The following is a 24,952-nucleotide window of genomic DNA, read 5'->3' as shown; positions in this document are numbered from 1 at the left end:
GGCGCCGTCCCGCTTGTCCAGGCAAGCGCGGGCGCCGTCCCGCTCGTACACGGAAGAAGGAAATCCCCATGGCCACTCAGGAATTCACCGTCGACGACCTCAAGCGCATCCTCCTCGAAGGCGCCGGCGCCGACGAGAGCGTCGACCTCGACAGCGCCGACTTCCTCGACTCCGAGTTCGAGGCGCTGGGCTACGAGTCCCTGGCGCTGCTGGAGACCGGCGGCCGCATCGAGCGCGAGTTCGGCATCACGCTGGACGACACCGCGCTGACCGACGCCACCACCCCGCGCGCCCTCATCGAGGTCGTCAACGCGCACATCGGTCAGCCCACCGCGGTCTGACCCGGGCGCCGTCGCCCCACACCGGTCGCGAACGACCCTCGCGGCCCCGCCGCCGGACCGGCCGGGAAGCACCCCCGGTCCGGCGGCGGCCCTTTTTCCGCATCGAGATCCGCAGGAGGAAACAATGGCGCAGGACAAGCGGGTCGCCCTGGTGACCGGGGCGACCAGCGGCATCGGTCTGGCCGTGGCCCGGCTGCTGGCCGAGCAGGGGCACCGCGTGTTCCTGGGCGCGCGCAGCGCCGAGAACGTGGCCGCGACCGTGAAGGAACTGCAGAGCGCCGGCCTGGAGGCGGACGGCGCCACGCTGGACGTCCGCTCCGACGCCGGCGCCCACGCCTTCGTGCAGGCCGCCGTCGACCGGTTCGGCACGGTGGACGTGCTGGTGAACAACGCCGGCCGCAGCGGCGGCGGAGTGACCGCCGACATCACCGACGAGCTGTGGCACGACGTGATCGACACCAACCTCAACAGCGTGTTCCGGCTGACCCGCGAGGTGCTCAACACCGGCGGCCTCAGGCACAAGAGCTGGGGCCGCATCATCAACATCGCCTCCACCGCGGGCAAGCAGGGTGTCGTCCTGGGCGCCCCGTACTCGGCGTCCAAGCACGGCGTGGTCGGCTTCACCAAGGCCCTCGGCAACGAGCTGGCCCCGACCGGCATCACCGTCAACGCGGTCTGCCCGGGCTACGTCGAGACGCCGATGGCCCAGCGGGTGCGCCAGGGCTACGCCGCCGCCTACGACACCACCGAGGACGCGATCCTGGAGAAGTTCCAGTCCAAGATCCCGCTCGGCCGCTACTCCACCCCCGAGGAGGTCGCCGGGCTGGTCGGCTATCTGGCCTCCGACACCGCCGCCTCCATCACCGCCCAGGCGCTCAACGTCTGCGGCGGCCTCGGCAACTTCTGATCCCCCGCCTTCCAAGGAGCTACCGCGATGACCACCCGTGAGGTCGAGCACGAGATCACCATCGCCGCCCCGGCCGAGGCGGTGTACCGGCTGCTGGCCGACGTGGAGAACTGGCCGCGCATCTTCCCGCCCACCATCTTCGCCGACCGCCTGGAGGGCGGGGAGACCGAGGAGCGGATCCGGATCTGGGCCACCGCCAACGGCGAGGCCAAGAACTGGACCTCCCGCCGCACCCTGGACCCGCGGGGCCTTGTGATCACCTTCCGCCAGGAGGTCTCCGCCCCGCCGGTCGCGGCCATGGGCGGCACCTGGATCATCGAGCCGGCCGGCGAGTCCGCGGCCCGGGTGCGGCTGCTGCACGACTACCGCGCCGTCGACGACGACCCGGCCGGCCTGGCCTGGATCGACGAGGCCGTCGACCGCAACTCCCGCAGCGAGCTGGCCGCGCTGAAGACCAACGTGGAGTTCGCGCACGCCGCGCGGGAGATCACCTTCTCCTTCGAGGACACCGTCCGCATCGCCGGGTCGGCCAAGGACGTCTACGACTTCATCAACGACGCCCACCTGTGGTCCGAGCGGCTGCCGCACGTGGCCAGCGTGCGCTGCGAGGAGGAGTACCCGGGCCTGCAGACCCTGGAGATGGACACCCGGGCCAAGGACGGCTCGACCCACACCACCAAGTCGTACCGGGTCTGCTTCCCGCACCGGAAGATCGCCTACAAGCAGGTCACACTGCCCGCGCTGATGAACCTGCACACCGGCTACTGGACGTTCACCGAGGACGCGGACGGAGTGTCGGCCTCCTCCCAGCACACCGTCGTCCTCAACACCGACAACATCACGCGGATCCTCGGCCCCGACGCCGGGATCCCCGAGGCCCGCGCCTATGTGCAGGGCGCGCTGAGCACCAACAGCCGCGCCACCCTCGGCCACGCCAAGGACTACGCCGAGGCACGGCGGAACCATGCGGACTGACGTCCTCGTCGTCGGCGCGGGCCCGGTCGGGCTGATGCTCGCCGGTGAACTGCGCCTCGGCGGCGCCGAGGTGGTCGTGCTGGAACGGCTGCCCCGGCCGGCCACCGAGTCCCGCGCGACGACCCTGCACGCCCGCACCATGGAGATCTTCGCCGCCCGCGGCCTGCTCGAGGCGCTCGGCACCCCGCCGAACGACGTGATGGGCCACTTCGGCGGCGTCCCGCTGGACCTCACCCTGCCCACGCCGTACCCCGGCCAGTGGAAGGTCCCGCAGACCCGCACCGAGGAACTGCTCCAGGCCCGGGCGCTCTCCCTCGGCGCCACCGTCCGCCGCGGCCACGAACTGCGCGCGCTGACCGTCACGGACACCGGTGCCGAGGCCGAGGCCACCGGCCCCGACGGCCGGCCCCTCCGGGTGAGCGCCCGCTATGTCGTCGGCTGCGACGGCGAGCGCAGCACCGTACGGGAGCTGACCGGGGCCGACTTCCCCGGACAGGACGCCGGCCGCGAGCTGATCCGCGCCGACGTCGCCGGCATCGACATCCCCGACCGGCGCTTCCAGCGGCTTCAGCGGGGCCTGGCCATCGCCGCCCGCCGGCCCGACGGCGTCACCCGGGTGATGGTGCACGAGTTCGGCCGTGCGGCCCGGCCGCGCACCGGCGCCCCCGCCTTCGCCGAGGTCGTCGACGTGTGGAAGCGCGTGACCGGCGAGGACATCAGCGGCGGCACCCCTTTGTGGGTCAACGCCTTCGGCGACGCCTCCCGGCAGGTGGCGCGCTACCGCGACGGCCGCGTGCTGTTCGCCGGGGACGCCGCGCACGTGCAGATGCCCGTGGGCGGACAGGCCCTCAACCTCGGTCTCCAGGACGCGGTCAACCTCGGCTGGAAGCTCGCCGCCGAGATCCGGGGCGGGGCCCCGGACGGCCTGCTGGACACGTACCACTCCGAGCGGCACGCCGTCGGCGAGCGGGTGCTGAGCACCATCCGCGCCCAGTCGACGTTCCTGCTCGGCGGCCCGGACGTCGAGGCGCTGCGCGAGGTCTTCCGCGAGCTGATCGACCCCGCGCACACCCGCCACACCCGCGCCCACCTGGCCGGCCTGATCAGCGGCCTGGACATCCGGTACGACGTCGGCCCGGGCGACCATCCGCTGCTGGGCGCCCGCATGCCCTACGGCGAGCTGGACCAGGCCCCCGACGCGGCCTGCCGCAAGGCGCGCGGGGTGCTGCTGGACCTCGCCCCCGGCAGCCCGTCCGCGGCGGAGGCGCGCGCCGCCGCCGCCGGCTGGGCGGACCGGGTGGACGTCGTCACGGCCGGGTTCCGTACGGCCGACGGCCCGTCCGCTCTCTCGGGGGCGCGTGCGGTCCTGGTGCGTCCCGACGGCCACGTGGTCTGGACCGACTCCGGCGCGGGGCGGCCGGACACGGCCCTGCGCCGCTGGTTCGGCGCACCGGTGTCTTGAGTTCGAGGGAGTGACCGACATGTCGAAGTCCGCACCGCGATCCCCGGCGGACCCCCGCCCGGCGACCGGCCCCGAGGTCCTGGTCGTCGGCGCGGGCCCCACCGGCCTGCTGCTGGCGGGAGACCTCGCCGCCGCCGGCACCCGGGTCACCGTCCTGGAGAAGCGCGGCCGGAAACTCAGCAATCTGACCCGCTCGTTCACCGTGCACGCACGCACCCTGGAACAGCTCCAGGCGCGCGGCGTCGCCGAGGACATCATCGCCACCGGCACCAAGCTGCCCACCCTGCCGCTCTTCGGCGACCTGGACATCCACTTCGCGCACCTGCGCACCCGCTACCCGTACGTGCTGATCACCCCGCAGTTTTACGTGGAACAAGCGCTGGAGCGGCGGGCCGTCTCCCTCGGCGTGGAGTTCCGCCACGACACCGAGGTGACCGGGCTGCGCCAGGACGCGCACGGGGTCGAGCTGGACGCCATCACCGCCGACGGCAGCCGGGAGACCCACCGCGCGGCCTACGCGGTCGGCACCGACGGGGTACACAGCACCGTACGGCGGCTGCTGGACATCCCCTTCCCCGGCGACTCCGTGCTGCGCTCGGTGATCCTCGCCGACGTGCTGATGAAGGAGGCGCCCGCCGACCTGCTCACGGTGGACGCCAACGAGCACGGGTTCGCCTTCGTCGCCCCCTTCGGCGACGGCTACTACCGCGTGCTCGCCTGGAACCGGCACACCGACAGCTCGGCGGACGAGTCCGTGGACTTCGAGGAGCTGCGCCGGCTGTGCCGGGCCATTCTCGGCCGGGACTTCGGCATGTACGAGCCGCGCTGGGTCTCGCGCTTCCACAGCGACGAGCGCCAGGCCACCCGGTACCGCGAGGGCCGCTTCTTCCTGGCCGGCGACGCCGCGCACGTCCACTCGCCGGCCGGCGGCATGGGCATGAACACCGGCCTGCAGGACGCGATGAACCTCGCCTGGAAGCTGGCGGCGGCGGTGCGCGGCCACGGTGATGATGCCCTGCTCGACACCTACGAGGCGGAGACGCACCCGGTCGGCGAGGAGGTGCTGCGCACGTCGGGCTCCCTGGTCCGCGCGGCCATCCGGCAGAGCGGACGCACCCGGCTCGCCCAGCGGGCGATGGTCTGGTTCGCCGGACACCTGGGCCCGCTCGGCGAGGCGCTGGGCCGCCGGGAGGGCCTGGCCGTCTCCGGTACCGGTATCACCTACGGGCGGCAGCGCGGCGACCACCGGCTCGTGGGCCGGTTCTTCCACGGGCGGCTGACCGGCGGACGGCTCGACGGCGCCCTGGGCACCGGCCGCTTCGTGCTGCTCAGCCCCGACGAGGCCGTGCGCACGGCGGTGGCGGACTGGTCCGACCGCGTCGTGACCGCCCCCGCGGACGTCCGCACGACGCTGCTCATCCGGCCGGACGGGTACGTCGCCTGGGCGGCCGACGGCCCCGGCCCGGCGGCGGTCCGCGACGCCCTGGACCGCTGGGCGGGCCCGGCGGAACCCCGGATCCGGCTTGCGTACGCGGGCTGAGGAACGCTGGGCGGTACCGGTACCGGTACCGGTACCGGACGCCGTACCGGAAACGCTCCCGGTACCGGACGGCCGGCGCGTGGACCTGTGGCTGCTGCGCTGCCCCGAACCGGGCGCCCCGACCGGCCTCCTCGCCGGCCAAGGCGTACCCGACGTACTCGATGTACGCGACGTACTCGACGCGGCGGAGCGGAAGCGCGCGGCCACCCTGCGCCGGCCCGCCGACCGGGCCCTCTACGTCGCCTCGCACCTCGCCCTGCGCACCCTGCTCGGCGCCTACCTGTGCGTTCCCGCGCGGGAGGTGGTCCTCGTCCGCGAGCCGTGCCCGGGGTGCGGCGGCCCGCACGGCCGTCCCGCGGTCCCGGGCACACCGCCCCCGCTGCACTTCTCCCTCTCGCACAGCCACGGCCTGGCCCTGATCGGGGTGGCATCGGTCCCCGTCGGCGTCGACGTGCAGCGGGTGCCGGGTCCCGGCACCGTCGACGCCTGCGCCCCCTTACTGCACCCGGCCGAACGCGCGGAACTGGACCGGCTGCCGCCCGGCGCGCGCCCCGGCGCGTTCGCCCAGCTGTGGGCGCGCAAGGAGGCGTACCTCAAGGGCATCGGCACCGGTCTGAGCCGCCCCGCGTCCGCCGACTACCTCGGCGCCGACACCCGGTCCCGGCCGCACGGCTGGACGGTCACCGACCTGCCCCGCGCCGACGCCCACACCGCGGCGGTCGCGGTCCTCGGCACGGCGCCCCCGGCCGTACGCCGGCTGCCCGTGCGCCTCACCTCACCGCACCGACTGACGTCCATGCACCAGGCCGCCAACGACCACGAGCCCACCGACCAGTTGGCAGGGCAACCGGAGGGTACCCATGAGGAAACAGCTTGACGAGCTGCTCGACATCAAGGAGTCGGCCCGGGGCGGCCCGGATCCGGACGCGACGCGGCGCCAGCACGACAAGGGCAAGCTCACCGCCCGCGAACGCATCGAGCTGCTGCTCGACAAGGACTCCTTCCAGGAGATCGAGCAGCTGCGCCGGCACCGCGCGACCGGCTTCGGCCTGGAGGCGAAGAAGCCGTACACCGACGGCGTGATCACCGGCTGGGGAACGGTCCACGGCCGGACCGTCTTCGTCTACGCGCACGACTTCCGCATCTTCGGCGGCGCGCTCGGCGAGGCCCACGCCCAGAAGATCCACAAGCTGATGGACATGGCGATCGCGGCCGGCGCGCCGCTGGTGTCGCTCAACGACGGCGCCGGCGCCCGCATCCAGGAGGGCGTCACCGCGCTCGCCGGCTACGGCGGCATCTTCCAGCGCAACACCCGCGCCTCCGGTGTCATCCCGCAGATCAGCGTCATGCTCGGCCCGTGCGCGGGCGGCGCCGCCTACAGCCCGGCGCTGACGGACTTCGTCTTCATGGTGCGCGGCACCTCGCAGATGTTCATCACCGGCCCCGACGTGGTGCGCGCGGTGACCGGCGAGGAGATCGGCCAGGAAGGGCTGGGCGGCGCGGACGTCCACTCCCGGACCTCGGGCGTCGCGCACTTCGCGTACGACGACGAGGAGACCTGCCTGGAGGAGGTCCGCTTCCTGCTGTCGATGCTGCCCGCCAACAACCGCGAGAGCGCCCCGGCCGTGCCCTGCGACGACCCGGCGGACCGGCGCGGCCAGGCCCTGTACGACCTGGTGCCGGCCGACGGCAACCGGCCGTACGACATGCGGGCCGTCATCGAGGAGATCGTCGACGACGGCACCCACCTGGAGGTCCACGAACGCTGGGCCACCAACGTCATCTGCACGCTGGCCCGCCTCGACGGCAAGGTGGTCGGCATCGTCGCCAACCAGCCGCAGTCCCTGGCGGGCGTGCTGGACATCGCCGCGTCCGAGAAGGCCGCGAGCTTCGTGCAGACCTGCGACTCCTTCAACATCCCCCTCGTGACCCTGCTGGACGTGCCCGGCTTCCTGCCCGGCGTGGACCAGGAGCACAACGGCATCATCCGGCACGGCGCCAAGCTGCTGTACGCGTACTGCAACGCGACCGTGCCCCGGATCTCCCTGGTGCTGCGCAAGGCCTACGGCGGCGCCTACATCGTCATGGACTCCCGCTCCATCGGCGCCGACCTGGCGCTGGCCTGGCCCACCAACGAGATCGCGGTGATGGGCGCGGAGGGCGCGGCGGGCGTCATCTTCCGCCGGGACATCAATGCCGCCGACGACCCCGAGGCCGTACGCCGGCAGCGCGTCGAGGAGTACAAGGCCGAGCTGATGCACCCCTACTACGCCGCCGAGCGCGGCCTGGTGGACGACGTGATCGACCCGGCCGACACCCGCGAGGTCCTGATCCGCGGCCTGGCGATGCTGCGCACCAAGCACGCCGACCTGCCGATGCGCAAGCACGGCAACCCGCCCCAGTGACATCGGCAACGGAGGTCCTGTGTCCATGAGCACCGCTGAGCCCCTCTTCCGGATCGTCCGGGGACAGGTCGACGCCGAGGAACTCGCCGCCCTGACGGCCGTACTCACCGCGCTCGCGCAGCGGGCGGGCACCGCGGCGGAACCGGCCGCCCCGCGTCCGGCGGCCGCGCGCTGGTTCCGGCTGGAGCGCAACGCCGGGTTCCTGGCCTCGCACAGCTGGCAGACCGCCTCGTAGCCGGCCCGTCCGGCACGCACGTACCACCGCGGACCACGACAGAACCACGGAGCAGCACGTGTTCTCTCCCCACGCGCCCCACGAGGTGGCGGCACCGCGCGCCCGCCTTCGCACCCGCCCCGACCCCACCGGACGGGCCCGTTCCGGTGTCCTCCCGGACCACCGCGTACGGCCGCGCGCCACCATCGGCCACCGGCGGACTCCCGCCCCGGCGCACCCGACACCGACGCGGGGTCACCGGATGGGCGGCATCGCCGCGGGCTCCGGGGTGGTACGGATGGGGAGCGGGTGGCAGTCGATGTTGGCGCCGGTGCGGTGCGCCGGGGAAGGGATCTCGAAATGAGTCTGCGCAAGGTGCTCATCGCCAACCGTGGCGAAATCGCTGTCCGCGTGGCCCGGGCCTGCCGGGACGCCGGGATCGCGAGCGTGGCCGTCTACGCCGACCCGGACCGCGACGCTCTGCACGTACGGGCCGCCGACGAGGCGTTCGCGCTGGGGGGTGACACCCCGGCCACCAGTTACCTGGACATCGAGAAGGTGCTGCTGGCCGCCAAGCAGTCCGGTGCGGACGCGATCCACCCGGGTTACGGCTTCCTGTCCGAGAACGCCGAGTTCGCCCAGGCGGTCCTGGACGCGGGCCTGATCTGGATCGGCCCGCCGCCGCAGGCCATCCGCGACCTCGGTGACAAGGTCGCCGCCCGGCACATCGCCCAGCGCGCCGGCGCCCCGCTGGTCGCCGGCACCCCGGACCCGGTCTCGGGTGCGGAGGAGGTCGTGGCCTTCGCGGAGGAGCACGGTCTGCCGATCGCGATCAAGGCCGCGTTCGGTGGCGGCGGGCGCGGTCTGAAGGTCGCCCGCACCCTCGAAGAGGTCCCGGAGCTGTACGAGTCCGCCGTGCGCGAGGCGGTCGCCGCGTTCGGCCGCGGCGAGTGCTTCGTGGAGCGGTATCTGGACCGGCCGCGGCATGTGGAGACGCAGTGCCTGGCCGACAAGCACGGCAACGTCGTCGTGGTCTCCACCCGCGACTGCTCCCTGCAGCGCCGCCACCAGAAGCTGGTGGAGGAGGCGCCCGCACCGTTCCTCTCCGACGCTCAGATGGCGGAGCTGTACCGGGCGTCGAAGGCCATCCTGAAGGAGGCCGGGTACGAGGGCGCGGGCACGTGTGAGTTCCTGGTGGGGCAGGACGGCACGATCTCCTTCCTGGAGGTCAACACCCGTCTCCAGGTCGAGCACCCGGTCACCGAGGAGGTCGCCGGCATCGACCTGGTCCGCGAGATGTTCCGCATCGCCGACGGCGAGGAACTCGGCTACGACGATCCGGTGCTGCGCGGTCACTCCTTCGAGTTCCGTATCAACGGCGAGGACCCGGGCCGTAACTTCCTGCCCGCGCCCGGCACCGTCACCACCTTCGAAGCCCCCTCCGGCCCCGGTGTCCGTCTGGACGCGGGTGTGGAGGCCGGCAGTGTCATCGGCCCGGCGTGGGACTCCCTGCTGGCCAAGCTGATCGTCACCGGCCGCACCCGCAAGGAGGCCCTCCAGCGGGCCGCCCGCGCCCTGGAGGAGTTCCGCGTGGAGGGCATGGCCACCGCCATCCCCTTCCACCGCAAGGTCGTCACCGACCCCGCCTTCGCCCCCGAACTCACCGGCTCCAGCGATCCGTTCACGGTCCACACCCGCTGGATCGAGACCGAGTTCGTCAACGACATCAAGCCCTTCACCGCCCCGGCCGACGCCGAGGCCGACGAGGACGCGGCGCGTGAGACGGTCGTGGTCGAGGTCGGCGGCAAGCGCCTGGAGGTCTCCCTGCCCTCCAGCCTGGGCATGAGCCTGGCCCGCACGGGCCTCGCGGCCGGGGCCAAGCCCAAGCGGCGCGCGGCGAAGAAGTCCGGGCCCGTCGCCTCCGGCGACACCCTGGCCTCCCCGATGCAGGGCACCGTCGTCAAGATCGCCGTCGAGGAGGGCCAGGAGGTCAAGGAAGGCGACCTGGTCGTCGTCCTGGAGGCCATGAAGATGGAACAGCCCCTCAACGCCCACAAGGCGGGCACCGTCAAGGGCCTGACCGCCGAGGTCGGCGCCTCCCTCACCTCCGGCGCCGCCATCTGCGAGATCACCGGCTGACGGGACCGAGGCCGGGGCGAGGGGAGCGGTCAGGTGCGGACCGCTCCCTCCAGGTCGATCAGGAGCGTGCGCAGATCGTCGTTGAGCCGCCGCTGGGTGTCGAGGTCGAGGGCGGACAGCACCCGCGCCTCCGTCTCCGTCTTGGTGGCGAAGACCTCGAGCGCCCGCTGCTCCCCTTCGTCCGTGAGGCAGACCAGTACCTGGCGGCGATCGCCGGCGTCGACCTCCCGGCGCACCCACCCCTTCTTCTCCAGGGCGGCCACGCGCTTGGTGACGGCGCCGGTGGTCAGCTGCATGATGTCCTGGAGTGAACCGGCGGTCACCTGGTGGGGCGGCCCGACCCGGCGCAGGGAGGCGAGCAGTTCGATCTCCCAGGGTTCGATGCCGAAGACGGCCAGTTCGCGGCGGAGCCGGGTCTCCAGATGGTGGGCGACGCGCTGAATCCGCTGGCAGAGTTCCTTGGACGTCAGGTCGGGCGCCGTGGAGACCTGCGCGACCTGCTTCATGATCACGTCGACGCGATCGACGGCTTGCTGGCGATCACCCATGGGTCTACCCTAGCTGCTGGCCATTACCTTCCTGGTCGTTTAATTACCAGGAAGCGACGCAGTCGAATAGAGGTGCCTTGCCGATGACTCGTAGCGTCTCCGCATCCGGCCCGCTTCAGGGCAGGATCGCGCTGGTGACAGGCGGTAGCCGGGGGATCGGGGCCGCGACGGCCACCACTCTCGCCGGGCTCGGGGCCGACGTCGTGCTCACGTACCGAAGCTCGCTGGACGAGGCCGAGGCCGTGGCGGCCGCGTGCGAGGAAAAAGGTGTAAAGGCCACGGTGCTCAGGGCCGACCTGGACGCGGCCGACGGCGCCGAGGAACTGGTCACCGCCGTGCGGGAACGGGTGGACCACCTCGACGTGGTCGTCAGCAACGCCTGCGCCTCGTACCCGCGCGTGCCGCTGGCCGGCATGGACCCGACCGCGCTCGGCGACAAGGTCCGCAACGACGTCGTCCTGCTGCACCGGCTCACCACCGCCTTCGTACCCGCGATGCGGGAGCGGGGGTACGGGCGGCTCGTGGTCGTCTCCAGCGGCTCGTCCTGGGGCCCGACCGCGCCCGGCCTCGCCGCGCACGGCGTCACGAAGGCCGCGCTGGAGGGCTACGTCCGGTACGCGGCCGACGAGTTCGGCGCCGGTGGCGTGACCGTCAACGGCCTCGCCCTGGGCTTCGTCCTCACCGACGCCTCCTCGGTGGTTCCGCAGCCGGCGCGCGACGCGCTGGCCAACGCCACGCCGGCCGGGCGGCTCGGCACCCCGCAGGACATCGCCGACGCCGTGTCCCTGCTGGCACGCCCCGAGTCGGAGTGGATCAACGGGGCGACCCTCCCTGTGACCGGCGGCCTCAACTACCCGCTGAACCTGTCCCGCGTCCGCGGCCACTGACACCGGCGGCTTCCGGGACTTCCGCGACTTCGGCGGCTTCTGAGGCTTCGGCGGCGCGGGGCGGGTGTCCGTTCGCGGGGCGCGCGGTGGGCGTTCGCGGGGGCGGGGAGGGAGCGTACGTACTTCCGCCCCGCGCTCCCGCCCGCGCGCCCCTCCCACTCGCGCGCCGTGCAAGCCCGTACGTGCGTGACACCTCCGCGCCGCGTGCCCTGGGCGCGCGCCTCCCCCCACCCCCACCCGTCAAGCCCGTACCGCACCGGAATCCGTGATGCAGCGACCCTCCTCAGAAGCCGCGGCGCAGGCCGTGCCCCCCACCTCCGACTCCGGCGGATCCGGTCCCCGGGACTTACGGCGCCCCGGCCCGGCCGGTGACCGGCCACCCGCCCGCTGGGCGCACCGGCCGGTGATCGCCTTCCGGGTCGTCTCCGTGCTGTTCACCGTCAACACCCTCGTCCAGGCCGCGCTGGCCGGTCTGTTCGTCAACGGCGACGTGGGCCTGCTCACCGCCCACGACGTCAACGCGCACGTTCTTACGATGATGCTCGTGGCGGAGACGGTCGCCGCCACCGTCGCCTGGAGGGCGCGGGCGAACCGGGTGTGGCCCACGGTCCTCGGCGCCGTCCTCCTCGTGCTGATCGTCGTCCAGCAGATCGCCGGGTACGCGCGCGACCTGCTGCTGCACATCCCGCTCGGTGTCGCCCTGTTCGGCGGCGCGTGCACGATGACGGTCTGGGCGTTCACCCTCACCCTGCCCGTCCGGACGCTCAAGGCGCTGCACCGATGACCGCGCCCGTCCCTGCCCCCGTACCCGCTGCCTCACGCCGCGGCTTCCTGCGCCTGGCGGCGGGCGGCGCCGGCGCGGTCGCGCTCGGCGGGCTGGCCGGCTGCGGCACGGACCGCCCCTCGACCGGCGTCCTCCTCGCCAGCGACCCCGAGGTGGAACTGCCGCGCCCGTTCACACTGCCGCTGACCGTGCCCGCCGTGGCCGAGCCCACCCACGGCACACACGGCACGGACGTGTACGAGGTGACCCAGCGGCGCGCCTCCGTGGAGATCCTGCCCGGCACCCGCACCGAGATCTGGTCGTACGACGGCACCTTCCCCGGCCCGACCTTCCGCGCCCGCTCCGGCCGCCCGGTCCGGCTCCGGATGACCAACACCCTGCCCACGCCGACCGCGACCCATCTGCACGGCGGCGTCACCCCGCCCGGCTCCGACGGCTACCCCACCGACCTGCTGCACCCGGCGGGGCACCGCGAGGACCCCGCGCACCCCATGCGGGGGACGGCGGGCACGCACGGCGGCACGATGGCCGGGGGCGAGTCCGTCACCGGCACGCGCACGTACACGTACCCGCTCCGGCAGCGAGCCGCCACCCTTTGGTACCACGACCACCGCATGGACTTCAGCGGCCCGCAGGTCTGGCGCGGGCTCGCCGGGTTCTTCCTCGTGGACGACGACGAGGAGGACGCGCTGCCGCTGCCGAAGGGCGACCGCGACATCCCGCTGATGCTCTGCGACCGCTCCTTCGACGCCGACGGCGCCTTCCGCTACCCGTCGCTCGACCCCACCCTCACCCGCACCCCCGGCGTCCGGTCCGGCTACATGGACGGCGTGCTCGGCGACGTACAACTGGTCAACGGCCGCCCCTGGCCGTATCTGGAAGTGAGCGCGGCCCGCTACCGGCTGCGGCTGCTGAACGCCGCCAACGCGCGCCGCTACCGGCTGGCGCTCACCACCTCCGACGGCCGCCGTCTGCCCTTCGTCCAGGTCGGCAGCGACCAGGGGCTGCTGGGCCGCCCGCAGACCCTCCCCACGCTCACCATGGCCCCGGCCGAGCGCTACGACGTCGTCCTCGACCTCTCCGCCTGCGCGCCGGACACCACCGTCACCCTCGTCAACACCCTGGCGGACGGAGCCATGCGCGACGTCATGCGGTTCCACGTCACCGGCCGGGGGAGGGGCCGCGACGACAGCGTGATCCCCACCCGCCTGTCACGGCCGGAGACGCTGCGCGCCGAGCAGGCCGTGACCACGCGTCATTTCGACTTCCGGCTCGGCCGGGACGACATGTGGACCGTCAACGGCCACCCCTTCGACCCGGCGCGCACCTGGGCGACACCCCGCCTGGGCACCGTCGAGCGATGGCGGCTGACCAGCGACTTCCACCACCCCGTCCATCTGCACCTGGCGCACTTCCAGGTGCTGTCACGGGCCGGCGGGGCCCCCGACGCGGGCGACCGCGGCTGGAAGGACACGGTCGACCTGCGCCCGTACGAGGTCGTGGAGATCCTCGCGCGGTTCGACGGATACCGGGGGCGCTACATGCTCCACTGCCACAACCTCGAACACGAGGACATGGCGATGATGGCCAATTTCCGCGTGGTGTAAGGAAAAACGATCCGAGAGGACGTACACGATGCCGAAGAAGCAGAGCACCACCGGCGCACCGGCCGCGCGCCGTGCCGTGGGCGTGGCCCTGGCCGCCGGGTTCCTGACGCTGGCCGTGGCCGCACCACAGCCCGCGCTCGCCCTGACCGCCGAACCCCCCACGTCCGCTACGGCCACGACCGCGCCCTCCCCGGTGGGCACCTGGTCGGTGACGACCCAGGAGTCCGACCACCCGGCCTCGACGGGCACCCTCTTCTTCCACGCCGACCACACCCTGCGGCTGGAAGCGCACCCCGGCCCCGACGGCAAGCCGGTGTTCATCGGCACCGGCGAGTGGCGCAGCGGCTACGGCGGCACGCTCCACTACGAGTTCACCCATCCGCTGCCGGGCACGCGCACCGGAACGGCGTACGTCGCACTGGACGGCGTCCTCACCTCGCCGACCGCCTTCTCCGCCTGCGGCCTGACCAAGCGCGTCTACGACGACGGCGGGACCGAGACGGTGACCATCGTCATGACGGGCACCAAGACCGCCTGACGGGCACCGCGCGGGGAGGCCGAGGGGCGCCGGAGCCGCTCGGCGCCCCTCGGACCACGGAAGCCGGCGTCGGCGGGACGCGATACCGGCGGCGCCGGCCAGGGAGGAGCCGGGCGCTGTTCACGCCGTCCATCGAAGCCGTCCCGCACACCCCGGGCAAGCCGGAACCGGAACCCCTGACGTGACCCTGACGCGCGCCTACGACTCTCCGAGGCTCGGCCGGGCCGCGGGGAAACGGCTTCGGGGCGGCGCACGCCGGCGTGGTGCCGGACGTACACCGCCCCGGAGCGGGACGCGTCAGCGGGGACGGCCGTTACTTCGGTTCGCGGGCGAAGAGCGAGGTGGACCAGACGTAGCCGAGCACCGCCAGTCCGACGCACCAGGCGACGGCCAGCCATCCGTTGTGGCCGATCTCGGTGCCGAGCAGCAGTCCGCGCAGGGTCTCGATGGCCGGGGTGAACGGCTGGTACTCGGCGATCGGCCGGAACCAGCCCGGCATCGCGTCGACCGGCACGAACGCGCTGGACAGCAGCGGCAGCACCATCAGCGGCAGGGCGTTGTTGCTGGCCGCCTCGGCGTTCGGGCTGGACAGGCCCATGCCGACCGCGATCCAGGTGAGCGCCACGGAGACGAGCGCGAGCAGCCCGACGGCCAGGAGCCAGTCCAGGGCGGTGGCGTCCGTGGCCCGGAACCCGATGGCCACCGCGACGGCCCCCACGAGCAGCACGCTCATCACGCACTGGAGCACGCTGCCGACGACGTGCCCGACGAGCACCGACCCGCGGTGGATCGCCATCGTACGGAAGCGGGCGACGATGCCCTCGGTCATGTCGGTGGCCACGGAGACCGCGCTGCCGATCGTGGTGCTGCCGATGGTCATCAGCAGGATGCCCGGGACGAGATAGGCGAGGTACGCGGAGCGGTCCGTCCCGCCGTTGCCGATGCCCGCGCTCATCACGTCACCGAAGATGTAGACGAACAGCAGCAGCAGGACGACCGGCGAGAGCAGCAGGTTCAGCGTCATCGACGGGTAGCGGCGGGCGTGCAGCAGATTGCGGCGCAGCATCGTCGAGGAGTCGCGCACGGCGAGGGAGAGGGAGCTCATCGGACATCCTCCGTGGAGAGGGCCGGCTGCTCGGCGCCGGCGGTGAGGGCGAAGAACACGTCGTCGAGGTCGGGGGTGTGCACGGTCAGCTCGTCCGCCTCGATGCCGGTGGCCTCCAGCCAGTCGAGCAGGGAGCGCAGTTCGCGCTGGCTGCCGTCGCTGGGGACGCGCAGCGCCAGCGACTCGTCGTCCGGTGCGGCCTCGCGCAGCGCGGAGGCGGCGGACCGGTACGCGGACGGGTCGGTGAAGCGGAGCCGCACATGTCCGCCGGGGACGAGGCGCTTGAGCTGGTCGGCGGTGCCCTCGGCGGCGATCCGCCCGCCGTTGAGCACGGCGATGCGGTCGGCGAGCTGGTCGGCCTCCTCCAGATACTGCGTGGTGAGGAAGACGGTGACGCCGTCCGCGACCAGCTCGCGGACGATCTGCCACATGGTGTGCCGGGAGCGCGGGTCGAGGCCGGTGGTCGGCTCGTCGAGGAAGATGATCCGCGGGGCGCCGACGAGGGTCATGGCGATGTCCAGACGGCGCTTCATGCCGCCGGAGTAGCTCTGGGCGGGCTTCTTGGCGGCCTCGGCCAGCCCGAACCGCTCCAGCAGCTCGGCGGCGACCCGCCGCCCCTCGCGCTTGGGCAGATGGTGCAGATCCGCCATGAGGAGCATGTTCTCCTCGCCGGTGATCAGCCCGTCGACGGCGGAGAACTGCCCGGTGACCCCGATCGCGGCGCGTACGGCCTGGGGTGCGGTGGCGAGATCGTGGCCCGCGACGCGGGCCTGCCCGCCGTCGGCGGTGACGAGCGTGGAGAGGATCTTCACGGTGGTGGTCTTGCCGGCGCCGTTCGGTCCGAGCAGCGCGAACACGGAGCCGGCGGGGATGTGCAGATCGATGCCGTCCAGGACGGTCTTGTCGCCGTAGGACTTGCGGAGCCCGACGGCGGAGATGGCGGCGGCCGACCGCTCCGTTTTGGTCGTGGACATGACAGGCATGGGGATGGAGCCCTCCCGTTCGAGCCGAGGAAGTAGAAGGAAGTGGAGCCGGCGGAGGAAGCTGAAGAAGCGGGGGAAGCGGAGGGAGCGGGCGGGGAGGCCGGCGGGCTCGTGGCCCGGTGCTCAGCCCCGGGCGCGGCGGATGTCGATGTTGCCGTAGCGGGTGCGGGCGCGGACCTGGACGGTGTCCTCGGTGGTGTCCGGGGCGCCGGAGGCGGTGAGAGTGTTGCGCACCTGCCCGGCACCGGAGCTGACGTCGAGCCAGGCGGCCGTGCCCTCGCGGATGCCGAGGTCGATGGCGCCGTAGGAGGTCTCCAGCTGGACGGTGCCGCGGGCCACGTCCCCCACGCGCACGGTGCCGTGGGCGGTGGTGGCGGTGACCGAGTCCTCGGCGCGCCGCACCTCGATGTCACCGTTGGCGTTGCTCACCCGCAGCGCGCCGGTCGCGACGTCGACGCTCGTGCCGCCGTGCGAGTTCTTCAGCACGGCCGGGCCGTCGAGGAGGCCGACGCGCAGACTGCCGGTGCTGGTGCTGATCTCGGCCCGGCCCTCGACCCGCTCCACGGTGATCGAGCCGTGCGAGGCCGTCAGCTCCAGCGGGCCGGTCGCGTCCAGGCGGACATCGCCGGACGAGGTCTTCACCCGCACCTCACCGAGCCGGCCCTCGCCCAGCACCTGGGTCCAGGCCCCGGTCATGTCGACGCGGGAGCCGGCGGGCAGCTCGACCGTCACGTCCACGACGCCGGTGCGGCCGAACAGGTTGGACTTGGGCGTCCGGATGGTCAGCGCGCCACTCGCGCAGGAGACCTCGGTCTGGTCGGCCGTCCGTACGTCCAGGTCCTTCTTCGGGTTGCGGGGCCGCACCTCCACCACGGTGTCGAGGCGGTCGCTCGCGGTGAACTGGATGGAACCGGCGTCCACCCGTGCGGTGACCGAGATCGGTTCGGGAGTGTCGAAAGAAGGCATGGCTGTCCCGTCCTCGTGAGTCTTGGGAACGTCCCCGCAGGTGGGACGTGGTGTGGGTGAAGTGGAGCGGGCGGGGTGCGGCTAGCGCACCCAGCCCGTGAAGCGCTGTCCGACGGTCTGGCTCTTCTCCGGCGTACGCGGCCGGGAGCCGCCGTCGACCGCGGCCGACACGGCCCGTACCAGCCAGGCGTTGACCGAGAGCCCCTCGCGGTTCGCGGCCTCCTCGGCCCGGGCCTTGAGCTGGGCGGGCAGCCGCAGATTGACGCGGGCGGTCCCGCCCTCGTCCCCCTCGGCCGGCGCCTTGAAGGCCTCGACGGGCGCGGCCGCCTCCGCGGGGCCCCCGGCTTCGACGGCCGGCAACGCCACCACGAACTCCGGGTCGAGCCCGCGCAGCCGCACGTCCACCGACCCCGGGGCGAGCTCCCGGGTGACTTCGTCCATGGCGGCGGACAGCACGTTCAGCATGGTCAGCCGAGCCGCCGACTCCAGCGGAGCGGTCAGCCTCTCGGCCAGCTCCCGGGCATCCTCCCCGCCGGCTTCAGCGGCCACCGCGAGTTCGCGGCGGAGGGTTTCGACATAGGGCGTGAGGTCCATGACGCCATAATGGCACCATCGTGATGCCATACGCAACCCCATGGCGCCATGGATGGCACCGCGAGTGCTGCGTCCTCCAGATATCCCCAGGTCAGAGGTGGTGTGAGGTGGCTCAGAAGCCCTATCGACCGGCGTCAAAGCACCCTACGGAACCGGAGATCACCCACCACCCGGCACCACCCGGCACCACAGTGACACCACTTGGCACCACGATGGCGCCTGGTGCGGGGTGGGGGCGCCGACACCGCGAGGAGCCCCGGCCGACGCGCGGCGGGGGCTCCTGAAGACGGTGATCGGGCGGCGGGTCAGCGTCGCAGGGTGAGCACGGCGGGCCGCCAGGGCAGCTCGTTGTAGGGCATGCCCGGGGTGACGGAGGCGGGGGAGAGGCCCTGGTAGAGGAACTGGAGGTTGCAGGGATCGATGGTCATGGTCTGGTCGGGGTTGTCGCGGACCAGGTCGCCGTGGCTGATGTCGTTGGTCCAGGTGGCACCGCTGTTGGCCTTGCCCGCGAAGGGGTTGCTCTCGGTGGCGGCCTGCGGGGTCCACGACCCGCCGAGGCTGGTGGCGGTGAAGGAGCGGAAGTAGCGCCCGTTCGCCCCCATGGCCTCGACGATCATGAGGTACTGGTTCTGGCCCTTGACCTTGTACACCTGGACCGCCTCGAACAGGTTGGCCGTCGTGTCGCTCATGACCGTGGTGTAGGAGGAGCCGAAGTTGCCCGGGAAGTTCCCGATCGGCATGCTCGCCCGGTAGATCTTTCCATTGTCACCGGCGAAGAACAGGTACATGTTCTGGTCGTCGGCGATCAGCGTCTGGTCGAGCGGTGCCCCGTCGGGGATGCTGCCGGTGAACAGCGGCTGCGGAGCGGACCAGCCGTTGGGGTTGGTCGGGTCGCTCGACGTGCGGTAGATGAAGGGCGAGGCCCCCCACTGGGAGGCCAGCACCCAGATGTTCTTGGGCGCGAAGTAGAACAGCGTGGGCGCCACCGCGGACTGGCTCATCCCGGTCTGGCCGGCCGAGGCCATGTCCGACCAGTTCGTGAAGGGGCTGAACGCCATGGAGCCGTACGACGTCCCGCCCGACACGTTCGAGCCGTAGACCAGGTGCTTTCCGTTGTACGTCACCGTGCTGAAGTCCTTCAGCGAGGTCCACCCGTAGGCCGGCTGGGCCAGGGCACCGGTCGACGTCCACCGGTAGGCCGACGGAAGCGCGCACGTGTCGCCGCCCGGCGCGGTCAGGCCGGTCCACTTCTGGCTGCCGCCGCCGTTGCACGTGCCGATCTGCACCGCGGTGCCGTTGGCCGTGGCGCCGCCCGCGGTCTCCAGGCACAGCCCGGACTCCGTACCGACGACCGTGCCGTCGGCGTTCACCCGCCACCGCTGGTTCGCACCGCCGTTGCAGGCCCAGATCACCGGCCGCGTACCGGCCGTGGTGGCGTGGCCCGGAACGTCCAGGCACTTGGTGCCGTACACGGTCAGCTCATTGTTGTCCGTCAGCGTCCACTGCTGGTTGGCCCCGCCGTGACAGTCCCAGATCAGCAGGTTCGTGCCGTCGGACTGGCCGGCGTTCGGCACATCGAGACACCGGCCGGAACCGACACCGCGCAAGGTGCCACTGGTGGCCGCCTGGGCCGGGCCGGCGCCGAGCAGCGCCGCCAAGGAGGCCAGGACCGCGATCGCGGCGGCGAACATCGCGGACAGACGCCTGCGGCTGAACTTTCCTAAGTGCATGGGGACCTCGTCATCCTTGAGCCGGCGATTCCGGCGCGTTCGTGATACCGAACAAAGGTCGAAGTGCCGAGCAACCTGGATGATGGGAGACCCGCCGAACAGCGTCAATACTTCTCGCCGAATTCCCGAGCCGAGACCACTCCCGACGCGCCCGGCTACATGTCCGCCCGAAGCTCTTCGACGACCCGCTCGGCCATGCGCCGAGCAGGCTCCGATCGAGGATCACCGGGATGGGCGTACGGCCCGAGGATTTTCGAGCAGACGAACAATGTCATCAGCTTGCCGTCCCGCGTCCCGAGGTCTCGCCGCCGCTCGTGCCGCACACGATCCGCCAGACCCGGAACGGCAAGCGAACTCGCCCACAACGAGGCCGAGTCCAGCCCCTGCGGAGCGTCCCCCCAGTCCTCCCAGTCGAAGAGACTGAACACCGGGGCCGTGACGTTGGCCCAGTTCAGGTCGGCGTGTGCCGGCACCCAACGCCGGACGGCCGTATCGAAACCGCCGGAGAAGACGGCCTGGACGCACCGGGTGACCATCGCCTGGGTGATGCTCTCGCCATCGGGCGTGGCGACCCGCCCCGTCCGCTGCGCCGCCAGCGCGTCCAGAGAGGCGTTCAACCCGCCCCACCACTCGTCCGGAAGCCCGGGATCCTCACTCAGAACGGCGTTCCCGACAGGATCCCCCGGCAGGAGATCACTCTCATCGGCCCGCCACATCACCGCCTCGTCCGAGTCCCGCCACACCACGCATCCCCGCCATACCGGCTGGACGACGCCATGAAGGCGAGCGGCACACTCCGCACCGTTCCACCCTTGACCGGCGATCTTGCCGAGCGGCCGCCGCTCGATACGCACCCAGGTATCGCGATCCGTCCGGGCCCCCACAGTCCGGCGCTTGCGCACCACCGTATCCCCGAGAAACCGCACCCCCAGCCACCGGGCAACACGATCCAAAACCCCACCAACAGGCTGCACCCGTAGGTCGACAGCCTGACTTGCAGAGACCGGGAGCGGCATGCACGCGACCGTAGCAGCGGGGCGACGAGAGCCGGCCCAACACGGGCCGGCCGGGAGAAGCCGGCCAGGCGCCGAAATCCTGTCCCGGATCTCTCCCTACCTGGGTCGCTCTGGCTCTGGCCGTCTTGCAGGGCCTCGGCCTCGTTTCCGTCATCAGCCGACTGCGCCGATCCGATTCGCCGGTGCGTTTGAAGGCGTATCTCGACCTGCTGGACGCCGTTGGCTCCCTGCTGCTCTTCGGCGGCCCGCTGCTGACTCTCGTGGTCGCGAAATCGTGGTTCTGACTCACCTTCGTAGGCTTCGCCCTCATGACCGTCGTCTACGCCGTGAAGGGAGCCCACCGGCTTCGCACTCGTCGGCGTCGCTCGGCCTGATCCACACCATGCCCTGAGTCTTGCCGGAGGTTTTAGGGAGCTGGCTTTGGACTGACGGCCGGCATCTTGGATGACCCTGTCCGAACCTCAGCCGACGAACGACAGCCACGACGGCGGGGGTGTCGGCCGGCCAACGCCTCTACGAAGCGAACGTGAAGTCGATGCAGGCACACATGGCCCAGAACACGACTTCCTCTCTACGAAGGCACGCTGGCGAGCCAGACGGCCACACCACCGTGATGCGAGCAGGTGCCCCTACGGTGCGCGGAGTAGCTGTACGTACCGTCGTTGCACTGGGCGGTGGCGCCGGCAGGCGCCTGCTGCGAACCACCCGAGGACGAAGAGGAACTCGAGACGTCTCCTGATGAGTCGGAGCCGCCAGTCGATGTGCTTGAGCCGCTGCTGGAAGAGTCGGCACCGTCGTCGTCCCCGGTGCCGGCGACGGTTGAGGAAGTGTCGTCGCTGTAGTCGTCTCCCGTGCCCGAGACAGCGGAGGAATCGTTTTCTCCGTAGTCATCGCCGCTGCCAGCAGACTCTGTAGGGTCGTCGCAGCTTTCGCCCTCGCTGGACTTGACGGTGTCGAACGTGAGCGTGTCATCGGTGCTCATCGTTGCGTCGGCCGCGGGTGTCTGTGCGCAGACCGTCCAGTTGCGGTCCCAGAGCTGCATTCGGCCCTGGCCGGTGGCGTCCGTTGAGTCAAGGTGGACGATGCCGTCGGCTTGCGCGGCGTCCTGGGCTTCCTGGAGCCCCATGCCGACGAAGTCCTCGACTCTAACGGTCTTCGCCTTGCCGTCGTACACGGATGACGAGGACGATGAGGTCGACGAGGAGTCGTTGTCGTCGTTGAGCAGGGCACTGCATCCGCCGACCAGGAGAAGCGCGGCCAGCATGATGCCGCAACCAAGTCTGACGTTCTTCTTGTCCTCAGCCGTCGGCTGAGGTCTCTGGTTTTGTGCCACGTACTGATCCCCTTGCTACTACCTGCTGCGCGCTCCCCTGCGCGCATAGCCCTGCCCTCGGCCGTGAACCGGTGCCCGCTTGTAGCGGGGAACAGGTGCCTGTCAGGGCGATGACACTAACCGGGTACCGCCGAGTAGATGACCGTTCAAGGAAAAAGAGGGACGAAGAGTGGCTGAGTTGGAACGGTGACGGACAAGAACTGCTCCGGGCGCCAGCCGCTGCCCACGACAGCGCTCGACCCTGCCGAACAGACGCGCAAACAGCATGGGCAGGCCGTCAGCCACGGCCCGCACGCAGTAGCCGGTCCATTGATCAACGCTCCCGCTCATCAGCGAGGAAGCCGTGTCGTACGGGTCGGCTACGTTGCAGAGATGACTGACACGGATTCCCTTGGGAGTCAGTCCAGCCACAACTCACCACCATCGGCGGTCGTGACCTGCGGCGGTCTTACCGATCAACGTTCCGACCTGCCGCGTGCCTTCCGGGGGGCTGGCGCGCTGTTCTTCGCCCCGTGCTCTCGCCCACTGCTGCTGCGGTAAGTCCTCTCCGCACCTCGACCTCCATGACTGGAAGGGAGGGGTGGCCAATCAGGAGGAACCCACCCCGCGAAGTAGCGTCGGCTGCCAGGCTCGGGGGCGTGAAATATGTCGTGACGGTAGATGCCCGCCTCCCCGAGGGAGTCCCGGAGTTGGACCCGCTTCAGCGCGTCGGTGCTGTCGCGCTCATCGAGGACGGCTTCGACTCGGTCGAGGCCATCGAGGGCCCTGACGGTGTCGAGGTCGGTCTGCTCGACAGCATTGTGGCCGTTCACTCAGAGGGAGCGCTCCTGAAGGTCGTCGTGGACGCCCCGGCGTTGGAAATGGCCGAGAGTGCTGTGCGTTCCATCGTGGAGGAACTGCTGGAGCGGTCCGAATTGCTGGCCGACTGGACGATTGACCGATGCGAGGTCGCATTGCATCCCAAGCTCGCCCTGGAGAGCCTCGACGCCGCAGACGGCCCCGATGTTCCGCCGTCCGATCCGGCTGCGCGCAAGGCCAGGCACGGCGAGCACCCTGCGGCCGGGAGTGGCGAGGACGAGTACGACGCGGAGGCGAAGGCTGAGGAGGTGCGCCAGCACATGCTGGCGTTGGCCGGCGAACTGCGCTCGTTTTCCCCGGTGATGTTCGGTGTGCCGGATGAGGAGGAGAACGAGGAGGCGGAAGAGGGCGAGGGCGGCTTCTCCGTATCGCCCGAGGACGCCCGGCTGGCCGCCGGCGCGCTGGTGTGGGCGACCGACGTCTTGGTGGACCAGCTCTTCCAGGACGTGCAGACGCTGGCGGAAGAGGACACCACCGCCGCGGAGTGTGACGGGCACCTATGGCACCTGGAGGACCTTCCCGCGCGGTATGCGCTCCAATACGACAGCCTGTTCGCCCGCCGCTTCCTGGTGACGGTGGTCGCCATGACCACACACTTCACGGACGGCAGCTTCCAGCGCTTGAGCTGTGTCGCCGAGGAACTCGCCCTGAAGCTTCTGCTGAACGAGACCCACGTGACCTTGGAGACCTTCGGGCTGCTCGACGACGGTGTTTCCGCCGCGTTGGAAGTGTTCGCCAACAACGTCTACGAGGACATGGACCACGAGTGGCTCTACGACGCCTCCATGGATGGGATCGATGAAAGTCCCATCGGCGAGGTCCTCCGAGTGGCGCCCATGGGATTCAAGGCGTGGTTCTCCCCGTTCAACAGGGGCAGGTACGTCCACCCGTATGCGGCGGACGAACCGGAAGCCGCCGTGTCGTAGATCCGGATTCGCGAGCGTGCAGCTTTGAGGAGCCTTGTCCGACCTGCGGGTCGCGGCAGGTGCCGGATCCATCTGGGAGAAGCCGACCAACATCTTCTCCCGGATTTCTCCCAAACGGTCCCCGGAAACCACTCAGGGGCCCGACCCGCTAAGCGGATCAGGCCCCTGACCTGGTACTACGGCGTCGGGGTGGCGGGATTTGAACCCACGACCTCTTCGTCCCGAACGAAGCGCGCTGCCAAGCTGCGCTACACCCCGGTGTCGCTGCTTCTCGCGGCGACGTCGTTTACTTTAGCCCACTGGGGGCTGTAGACGAAATCCGGTTCAGAGGCGGTGCCGGGTCGGGGACGGGCGGGTGTGGTCCAGGGCCACCAGGAGGACCGACAGGGCGTAGATCCCGAGGCCCAGGAGGAGGGCGTTCGCGAGGGTGCCGCGGTAGCCGTGGGCCGTCGTGTCCAGGAAGGGATAGAGGTGCCGGGACGGGTCGGACGGGGGGAGGAGCGCGGCCCGGATGAAGGTGAAGACCAGATAGGCCAGGGGGTACAGGAGCCAGGCCGCGGTCTGGCGGAGGCGCAGGCGGGGCGCGGGGGTGAGCAGGAGCCAGTCCAGTACGGCCGCCGCCGGGACCAGTACGTGGAGTACCTGGAGTGCCGTCCACTGGGCGTGCCAGCGTTCCGGGGCCGTCGTCGCGCCGGTCATGGAGAACGGCGGCGTCGTGTGGGCCAGGAGCAGGTGGTAGACGAGGGCGCTGGTCACGACGTAGAGGAGCGCGGCGCCGGTCACCGCCGACGGGAGCGGGCGGCGGGCCCGCCAGGCCCTCGTCGCCGACAGGAACGTGATCACGGCCAGCAGCGCGGTGGCCTGGACGCTGAAGTGGCTCAGCATGCGGCCCGGGCTGCCCAGCAGCAGCTCCAGCGCGACCCCTCCCGCCGCCGTCGCGGCGATCAGCAGACGGAACACCGCGGCCGCCGGGCGGCGCACCGGGGCCACCACCGCCGTGGCCGGGACCGGGGCGGGCAGCAGGACGGGCGGGCCCGGGACCGCGGGCAGGTCCGGGATGTCCCTGGGTATCGGGGCGGTCATGCCCTCACGCT

General features: G+C 71.4%; 23 protein-coding genes and 1 tRNA gene. 14 read left to right on the top strand and 10 right to left on the bottom strand.

Annotated features, from left to right (window positions below):
- Window positions 1–68 precede the first annotated feature (68 nt).
- The 9 genes from IE251_RS27495 (at window position 69) to IE251_RS27455 (ending at window position 9,983) form a co-directional block, all read left to right on the top strand.
- Window positions 69–341, top strand: a complete 273-nt coding sequence (locus IE251_RS27495; RefSeq protein ID WP_189755686.1) for an acyl carrier protein — start codon at window positions 69–71, stop codon at window positions 339–341.
- Window positions 342–465: 124 nt separating this feature from the next.
- Window positions 466–1,248: a 3-oxoacyl-ACP reductase FabG gene (gene fabG, locus IE251_RS27490; protein ID WP_189755685.1), complete on the top strand. Its 783-nt coding sequence runs from the start codon at window positions 466–468 to the stop codon at window positions 1,246–1,248.
- Between the two features lie 27 nt (window positions 1,249–1,275).
- Window positions 1,276–2,223 carry an aromatase/cyclase gene (locus tag IE251_RS27485; protein WP_189755684.1) on the top strand — a complete coding sequence of 316 codons (948 nt, stop codon included), beginning with the start codon at window positions 1,276–1,278 and terminating at the stop codon, window positions 2,221–2,223.
- A complete protein-coding gene (locus IE251_RS27480; RefSeq protein ID WP_189755683.1) occupies window positions 2,213–3,685 on the top strand; it encodes an FAD-dependent monooxygenase in 1,473 nt (490 codons plus the stop codon). Before IE251_RS27485 ends, IE251_RS27480 begins: the two co-directional genes overlap by 11 nt.
- A 19-nt stretch (window positions 3,686–3,704) precedes the next feature.
- Window positions 3,705–5,225: an FAD-dependent monooxygenase gene (locus IE251_RS27475; RefSeq protein WP_229896961.1), complete on the top strand. Its 1,521-nt coding sequence runs from the start codon at window positions 3,705–3,707 to the stop codon at window positions 5,223–5,225.
- A gap of 79 nt (window positions 5,226–5,304) precedes the next feature.
- Entirely contained in the window at window positions 5,305–6,102 is a 798-nt protein-coding gene (locus IE251_RS27470; protein WP_200692377.1) for a 4'-phosphopantetheinyl transferase family protein, read from the top strand.
- Window positions 6,086–7,630 carry an acyl-CoA carboxylase subunit beta gene (locus tag IE251_RS27465; RefSeq protein ID WP_030791023.1) on the top strand — a complete coding sequence of 515 codons (1,545 nt, stop codon included), beginning with the start codon at window positions 6,086–6,088 and terminating at the stop codon, window positions 7,628–7,630. The genes IE251_RS27470 and IE251_RS27465 overlap by 17 nt, the downstream gene beginning before the upstream one ends.
- A 25-nt stretch (window positions 7,631–7,655) precedes the next feature.
- A complete protein-coding gene (locus IE251_RS27460) occupies window positions 7,656–7,865 on the top strand; it encodes an acyl-CoA carboxylase subunit epsilon (protein ID WP_189755681.1) in 210 nt (69 codons plus the stop codon).
- A 345-nt stretch (window positions 7,866–8,210) separates the two neighbouring features.
- A complete protein-coding gene (locus tag IE251_RS27455) occupies window positions 8,211–9,983 on the top strand; it encodes an acetyl/propionyl/methylcrotonyl-CoA carboxylase subunit alpha (RefSeq protein ID WP_189755760.1) in 1,773 nt (590 codons plus the stop codon).
- A gap of 29 nt (window positions 9,984–10,012) precedes the next feature.
- Here the strand turns inward: IE251_RS27455 and IE251_RS27450 are convergent, their stop codons facing one another.
- Window positions 10,013–10,531, bottom strand: a complete 519-nt coding sequence (locus tag IE251_RS27450) for a MarR family winged helix-turn-helix transcriptional regulator (protein WP_030782079.1) — start codon at window positions 10,529–10,531, stop codon at window positions 10,013–10,015.
- A 134-nt stretch (window positions 10,532–10,665) separates the two neighbouring features.
- Here IE251_RS27450 and IE251_RS27445 point away from each other — a divergent pair, with 134 nt between their 5' ends.
- The 4 genes from IE251_RS27445 to IE251_RS27430 all read left to right on the top strand — a co-directional run bounded on the left by IE251_RS27445 (window position 10,666) and on the right by IE251_RS27430 (window position 14,347).
- The gene (locus IE251_RS27445; protein ID WP_189755680.1) at window positions 10,666–11,418 is read left to right on the top strand and encodes an SDR family oxidoreductase; all 753 of its coding nucleotides are present in this window, start codon (window positions 10,666–10,668) and stop codon (window positions 11,416–11,418) included.
- Window positions 11,419–11,722: 304 nt separating this feature from the next.
- Window positions 11,723–12,202 (top strand): hypothetical protein, encoded by a 480-nt coding sequence (locus tag IE251_RS27440; RefSeq protein WP_194552778.1) that lies wholly within the window; start codon window positions 11,723–11,725, stop codon window positions 12,200–12,202.
- Window positions 12,199–13,809: a multicopper oxidase family protein gene (locus tag IE251_RS27435; protein ID WP_189755678.1), complete on the top strand. Its 1,611-nt coding sequence runs from the start codon at window positions 12,199–12,201 to the stop codon at window positions 13,807–13,809. Before IE251_RS27440 ends, IE251_RS27435 begins: the two co-directional genes overlap by 4 nt.
- A 28-nt stretch (window positions 13,810–13,837) precedes the next feature.
- Complete coding sequence (locus tag IE251_RS27430) at window positions 13,838–14,347, top strand: hypothetical protein (RefSeq protein ID WP_189755677.1); 510 nt, start codon at window positions 13,838–13,840, stop codon at window positions 14,345–14,347.
- 313 nt (window positions 14,348–14,660) lie between these two features.
- Here IE251_RS27430 and IE251_RS27425 read toward each other — a convergent pair whose 3' ends face one another.
- From IE251_RS27425 to IE251_RS27390, 7 genes are all read right to left on the bottom strand, one after another.
- The gene (locus tag IE251_RS27425; protein ID WP_189755676.1) at window positions 14,661–15,452 is read right to left on the bottom strand and encodes an ABC transporter permease; all 792 of its coding nucleotides are present in this window, start codon (window positions 15,450–15,452) and stop codon (window positions 14,661–14,663) included.
- Complete coding sequence (locus IE251_RS27420) at window positions 15,449–16,426, bottom strand: ATP-binding cassette domain-containing protein (RefSeq protein ID WP_189755675.1); 978 nt, start codon at window positions 16,424–16,426, stop codon at window positions 15,449–15,451. The genes IE251_RS27425 and IE251_RS27420 overlap by 4 nt, the downstream gene beginning before the upstream one ends.
- A 132-nt stretch (window positions 16,427–16,558) precedes the next feature.
- Window positions 16,559–17,401 (bottom strand): DUF4097 family beta strand repeat-containing protein, encoded by an 843-nt coding sequence (locus tag IE251_RS27415; RefSeq protein ID WP_189755674.1) that lies wholly within the window; start codon window positions 17,399–17,401, stop codon window positions 16,559–16,561.
- 81 nt (window positions 17,402–17,482) lie between these two features.
- Window positions 17,483–17,995 carry a toxin-antitoxin system HicB family antitoxin gene (locus IE251_RS27410; RefSeq protein ID WP_189755673.1) on the bottom strand — a complete coding sequence of 171 codons (513 nt, stop codon included), beginning with the start codon at window positions 17,993–17,995 and terminating at the stop codon, window positions 17,483–17,485.
- Window positions 17,996–18,300: 305 nt separating this feature from the next.
- Complete coding sequence (locus tag IE251_RS27405) at window positions 18,301–19,725, bottom strand: non-reducing end alpha-L-arabinofuranosidase family hydrolase (protein ID WP_189755672.1); 1,425 nt, start codon at window positions 19,723–19,725, stop codon at window positions 18,301–18,303.
- Window positions 19,726–19,880: 155 nt separating this feature from the next.
- Window positions 19,881–20,741 carry a hypothetical protein gene (locus IE251_RS27400; protein ID WP_189755671.1) on the bottom strand — a complete coding sequence of 287 codons (861 nt, stop codon included), beginning with the start codon at window positions 20,739–20,741 and terminating at the stop codon, window positions 19,881–19,883.
- Window positions 20,742–21,312: 571 nt separating this feature from the next.
- Window positions 21,313–22,074, bottom strand: coding sequence for a DUF3761 domain-containing protein (locus tag IE251_RS27390; RefSeq protein ID WP_229896960.1), 762 nt, complete (start codon window positions 22,072–22,074; stop codon window positions 21,313–21,315).
- Window positions 22,075–22,712: 638 nt separating this feature from the next.
- On the opposite strand from IE251_RS27390, the gene IE251_RS27385 reads away from it, so the two are divergent.
- Window positions 22,713–23,858, top strand: a complete 1,146-nt coding sequence (locus tag IE251_RS27385; protein WP_189755670.1) for a hypothetical protein — start codon at window positions 22,713–22,715, stop codon at window positions 23,856–23,858.
- A 184-nt stretch (window positions 23,859–24,042) separates the two neighbouring features.
- Here the strand turns inward: IE251_RS27385 and IE251_RS27380 are convergent.
- A tRNA-Pro gene (locus IE251_RS27380) sits at window positions 24,043–24,116 on the bottom strand.
- Window positions 24,117–24,182: 66 nt separating this feature from the next.
- On the bottom strand, window positions 24,183–24,941 hold the full coding sequence (locus IE251_RS27375) for a Pr6Pr family membrane protein (protein ID WP_189755669.1): 759 nt from the start codon (window positions 24,939–24,941) through the stop codon (window positions 24,183–24,185).
- Window positions 24,942–24,952 lie beyond the last annotated feature (11 nt).

The sequence above is a fragment of the Streptomyces eurythermus genome (assembly GCF_014649115.1).
GTDB classification, from domain to species: Bacteria; Actinomycetota; Actinomycetes; order Streptomycetales; family Streptomycetaceae; genus Streptomyces; species Streptomyces eurythermus.
This window is presented reverse-complemented; position numbering and strand designations above follow the sequence as displayed.

What these genes read in the sequence shown, in the direction of transcription:
- IE251_RS27460 (WP_189755681.1), top strand. Translation starts at nt 7,656, where the DNA reads ATGAGCACCGCTGAGCCCCTCTTCCGGATCGTCCGGGGACAGGTCGAC.
- IE251_RS27480 (WP_189755683.1), top strand. Translation starts at nt 2,213, where the DNA reads ATGCGGACTGACGTCCTCGTCGTCGGCGCGGGCCCGGTCGGGCTGATG.
- IE251_RS27405 (WP_189755672.1), bottom strand. Translation starts at nt 19,725, where the DNA reads ATGCACTTAGGAAAGTTCAGCCGCAGGCGTCTGTCCGCGATGTTCGCC.
- IE251_RS27450 (WP_030782079.1), bottom strand. Translation starts at nt 10,531, where the DNA reads ATGGGTGATCGCCAGCAAGCCGTCGATCGCGTCGACGTGATCATGAAG.
- IE251_RS27375 (WP_189755669.1), bottom strand. Translation starts at nt 24,941, where the DNA reads ATGACCGCCCCGATACCCAGGGACATCCCGGACCTGCCCGCGGTCCCG.
- IE251_RS27420 (WP_189755675.1), bottom strand. Translation starts at nt 16,426, where the DNA reads ATGTCCACGACCAAAACGGAGCGGTCGGCCGCCGCCATCTCCGCCGTC.
- IE251_RS27485 (WP_189755684.1), top strand. Translation starts at nt 1,276, where the DNA reads ATGACCACCCGTGAGGTCGAGCACGAGATCACCATCGCCGCCCCGGCC.
- IE251_RS27400 (WP_189755671.1), bottom strand. Translation starts at nt 20,741, where the DNA reads ATGCCGCTCCCGGTCTCTGCAAGTCAGGCTGTCGACCTACGGGTGCAG.
- IE251_RS27425 (WP_189755676.1), bottom strand. Translation starts at nt 15,452, where the DNA reads ATGAGCTCCCTCTCCCTCGCCGTGCGCGACTCCTCGACGATGCTGCGC.
- IE251_RS27495 (WP_189755686.1), top strand. Translation starts at nt 69, where the DNA reads ATGGCCACTCAGGAATTCACCGTCGACGACCTCAAGCGCATCCTCCTC.
- IE251_RS27475 (WP_229896961.1), top strand. Translation starts at nt 3,705, where the DNA reads ATGTCGAAGTCCGCACCGCGATCCCCGGCGGACCCCCGCCCGGCGACC.
- IE251_RS27435 (WP_189755678.1), top strand. Translation starts at nt 12,199, where the DNA reads ATGACCGCGCCCGTCCCTGCCCCCGTACCCGCTGCCTCACGCCGCGGC.
- IE251_RS27410 (WP_189755673.1), bottom strand. Translation starts at nt 17,995, where the DNA reads ATGGACCTCACGCCCTATGTCGAAACCCTCCGCCGCGAACTCGCGGTG.
- IE251_RS27465 (WP_030791023.1), top strand. Translation starts at nt 6,086, where the DNA reads ATGAGGAAACAGCTTGACGAGCTGCTCGACATCAAGGAGTCGGCCCGG.
- fabG (WP_189755685.1), top strand. Translation starts at nt 466, where the DNA reads ATGGCGCAGGACAAGCGGGTCGCCCTGGTGACCGGGGCGACCAGCGGC.
- IE251_RS27430 (WP_189755677.1), top strand. Translation starts at nt 13,838, where the DNA reads ATGCCGAAGAAGCAGAGCACCACCGGCGCACCGGCCGCGCGCCGTGCC.
- IE251_RS27415 (WP_189755674.1), bottom strand. Translation starts at nt 17,401, where the DNA reads ATGCCTTCTTTCGACACTCCCGAACCGATCTCGGTCACCGCACGGGTG.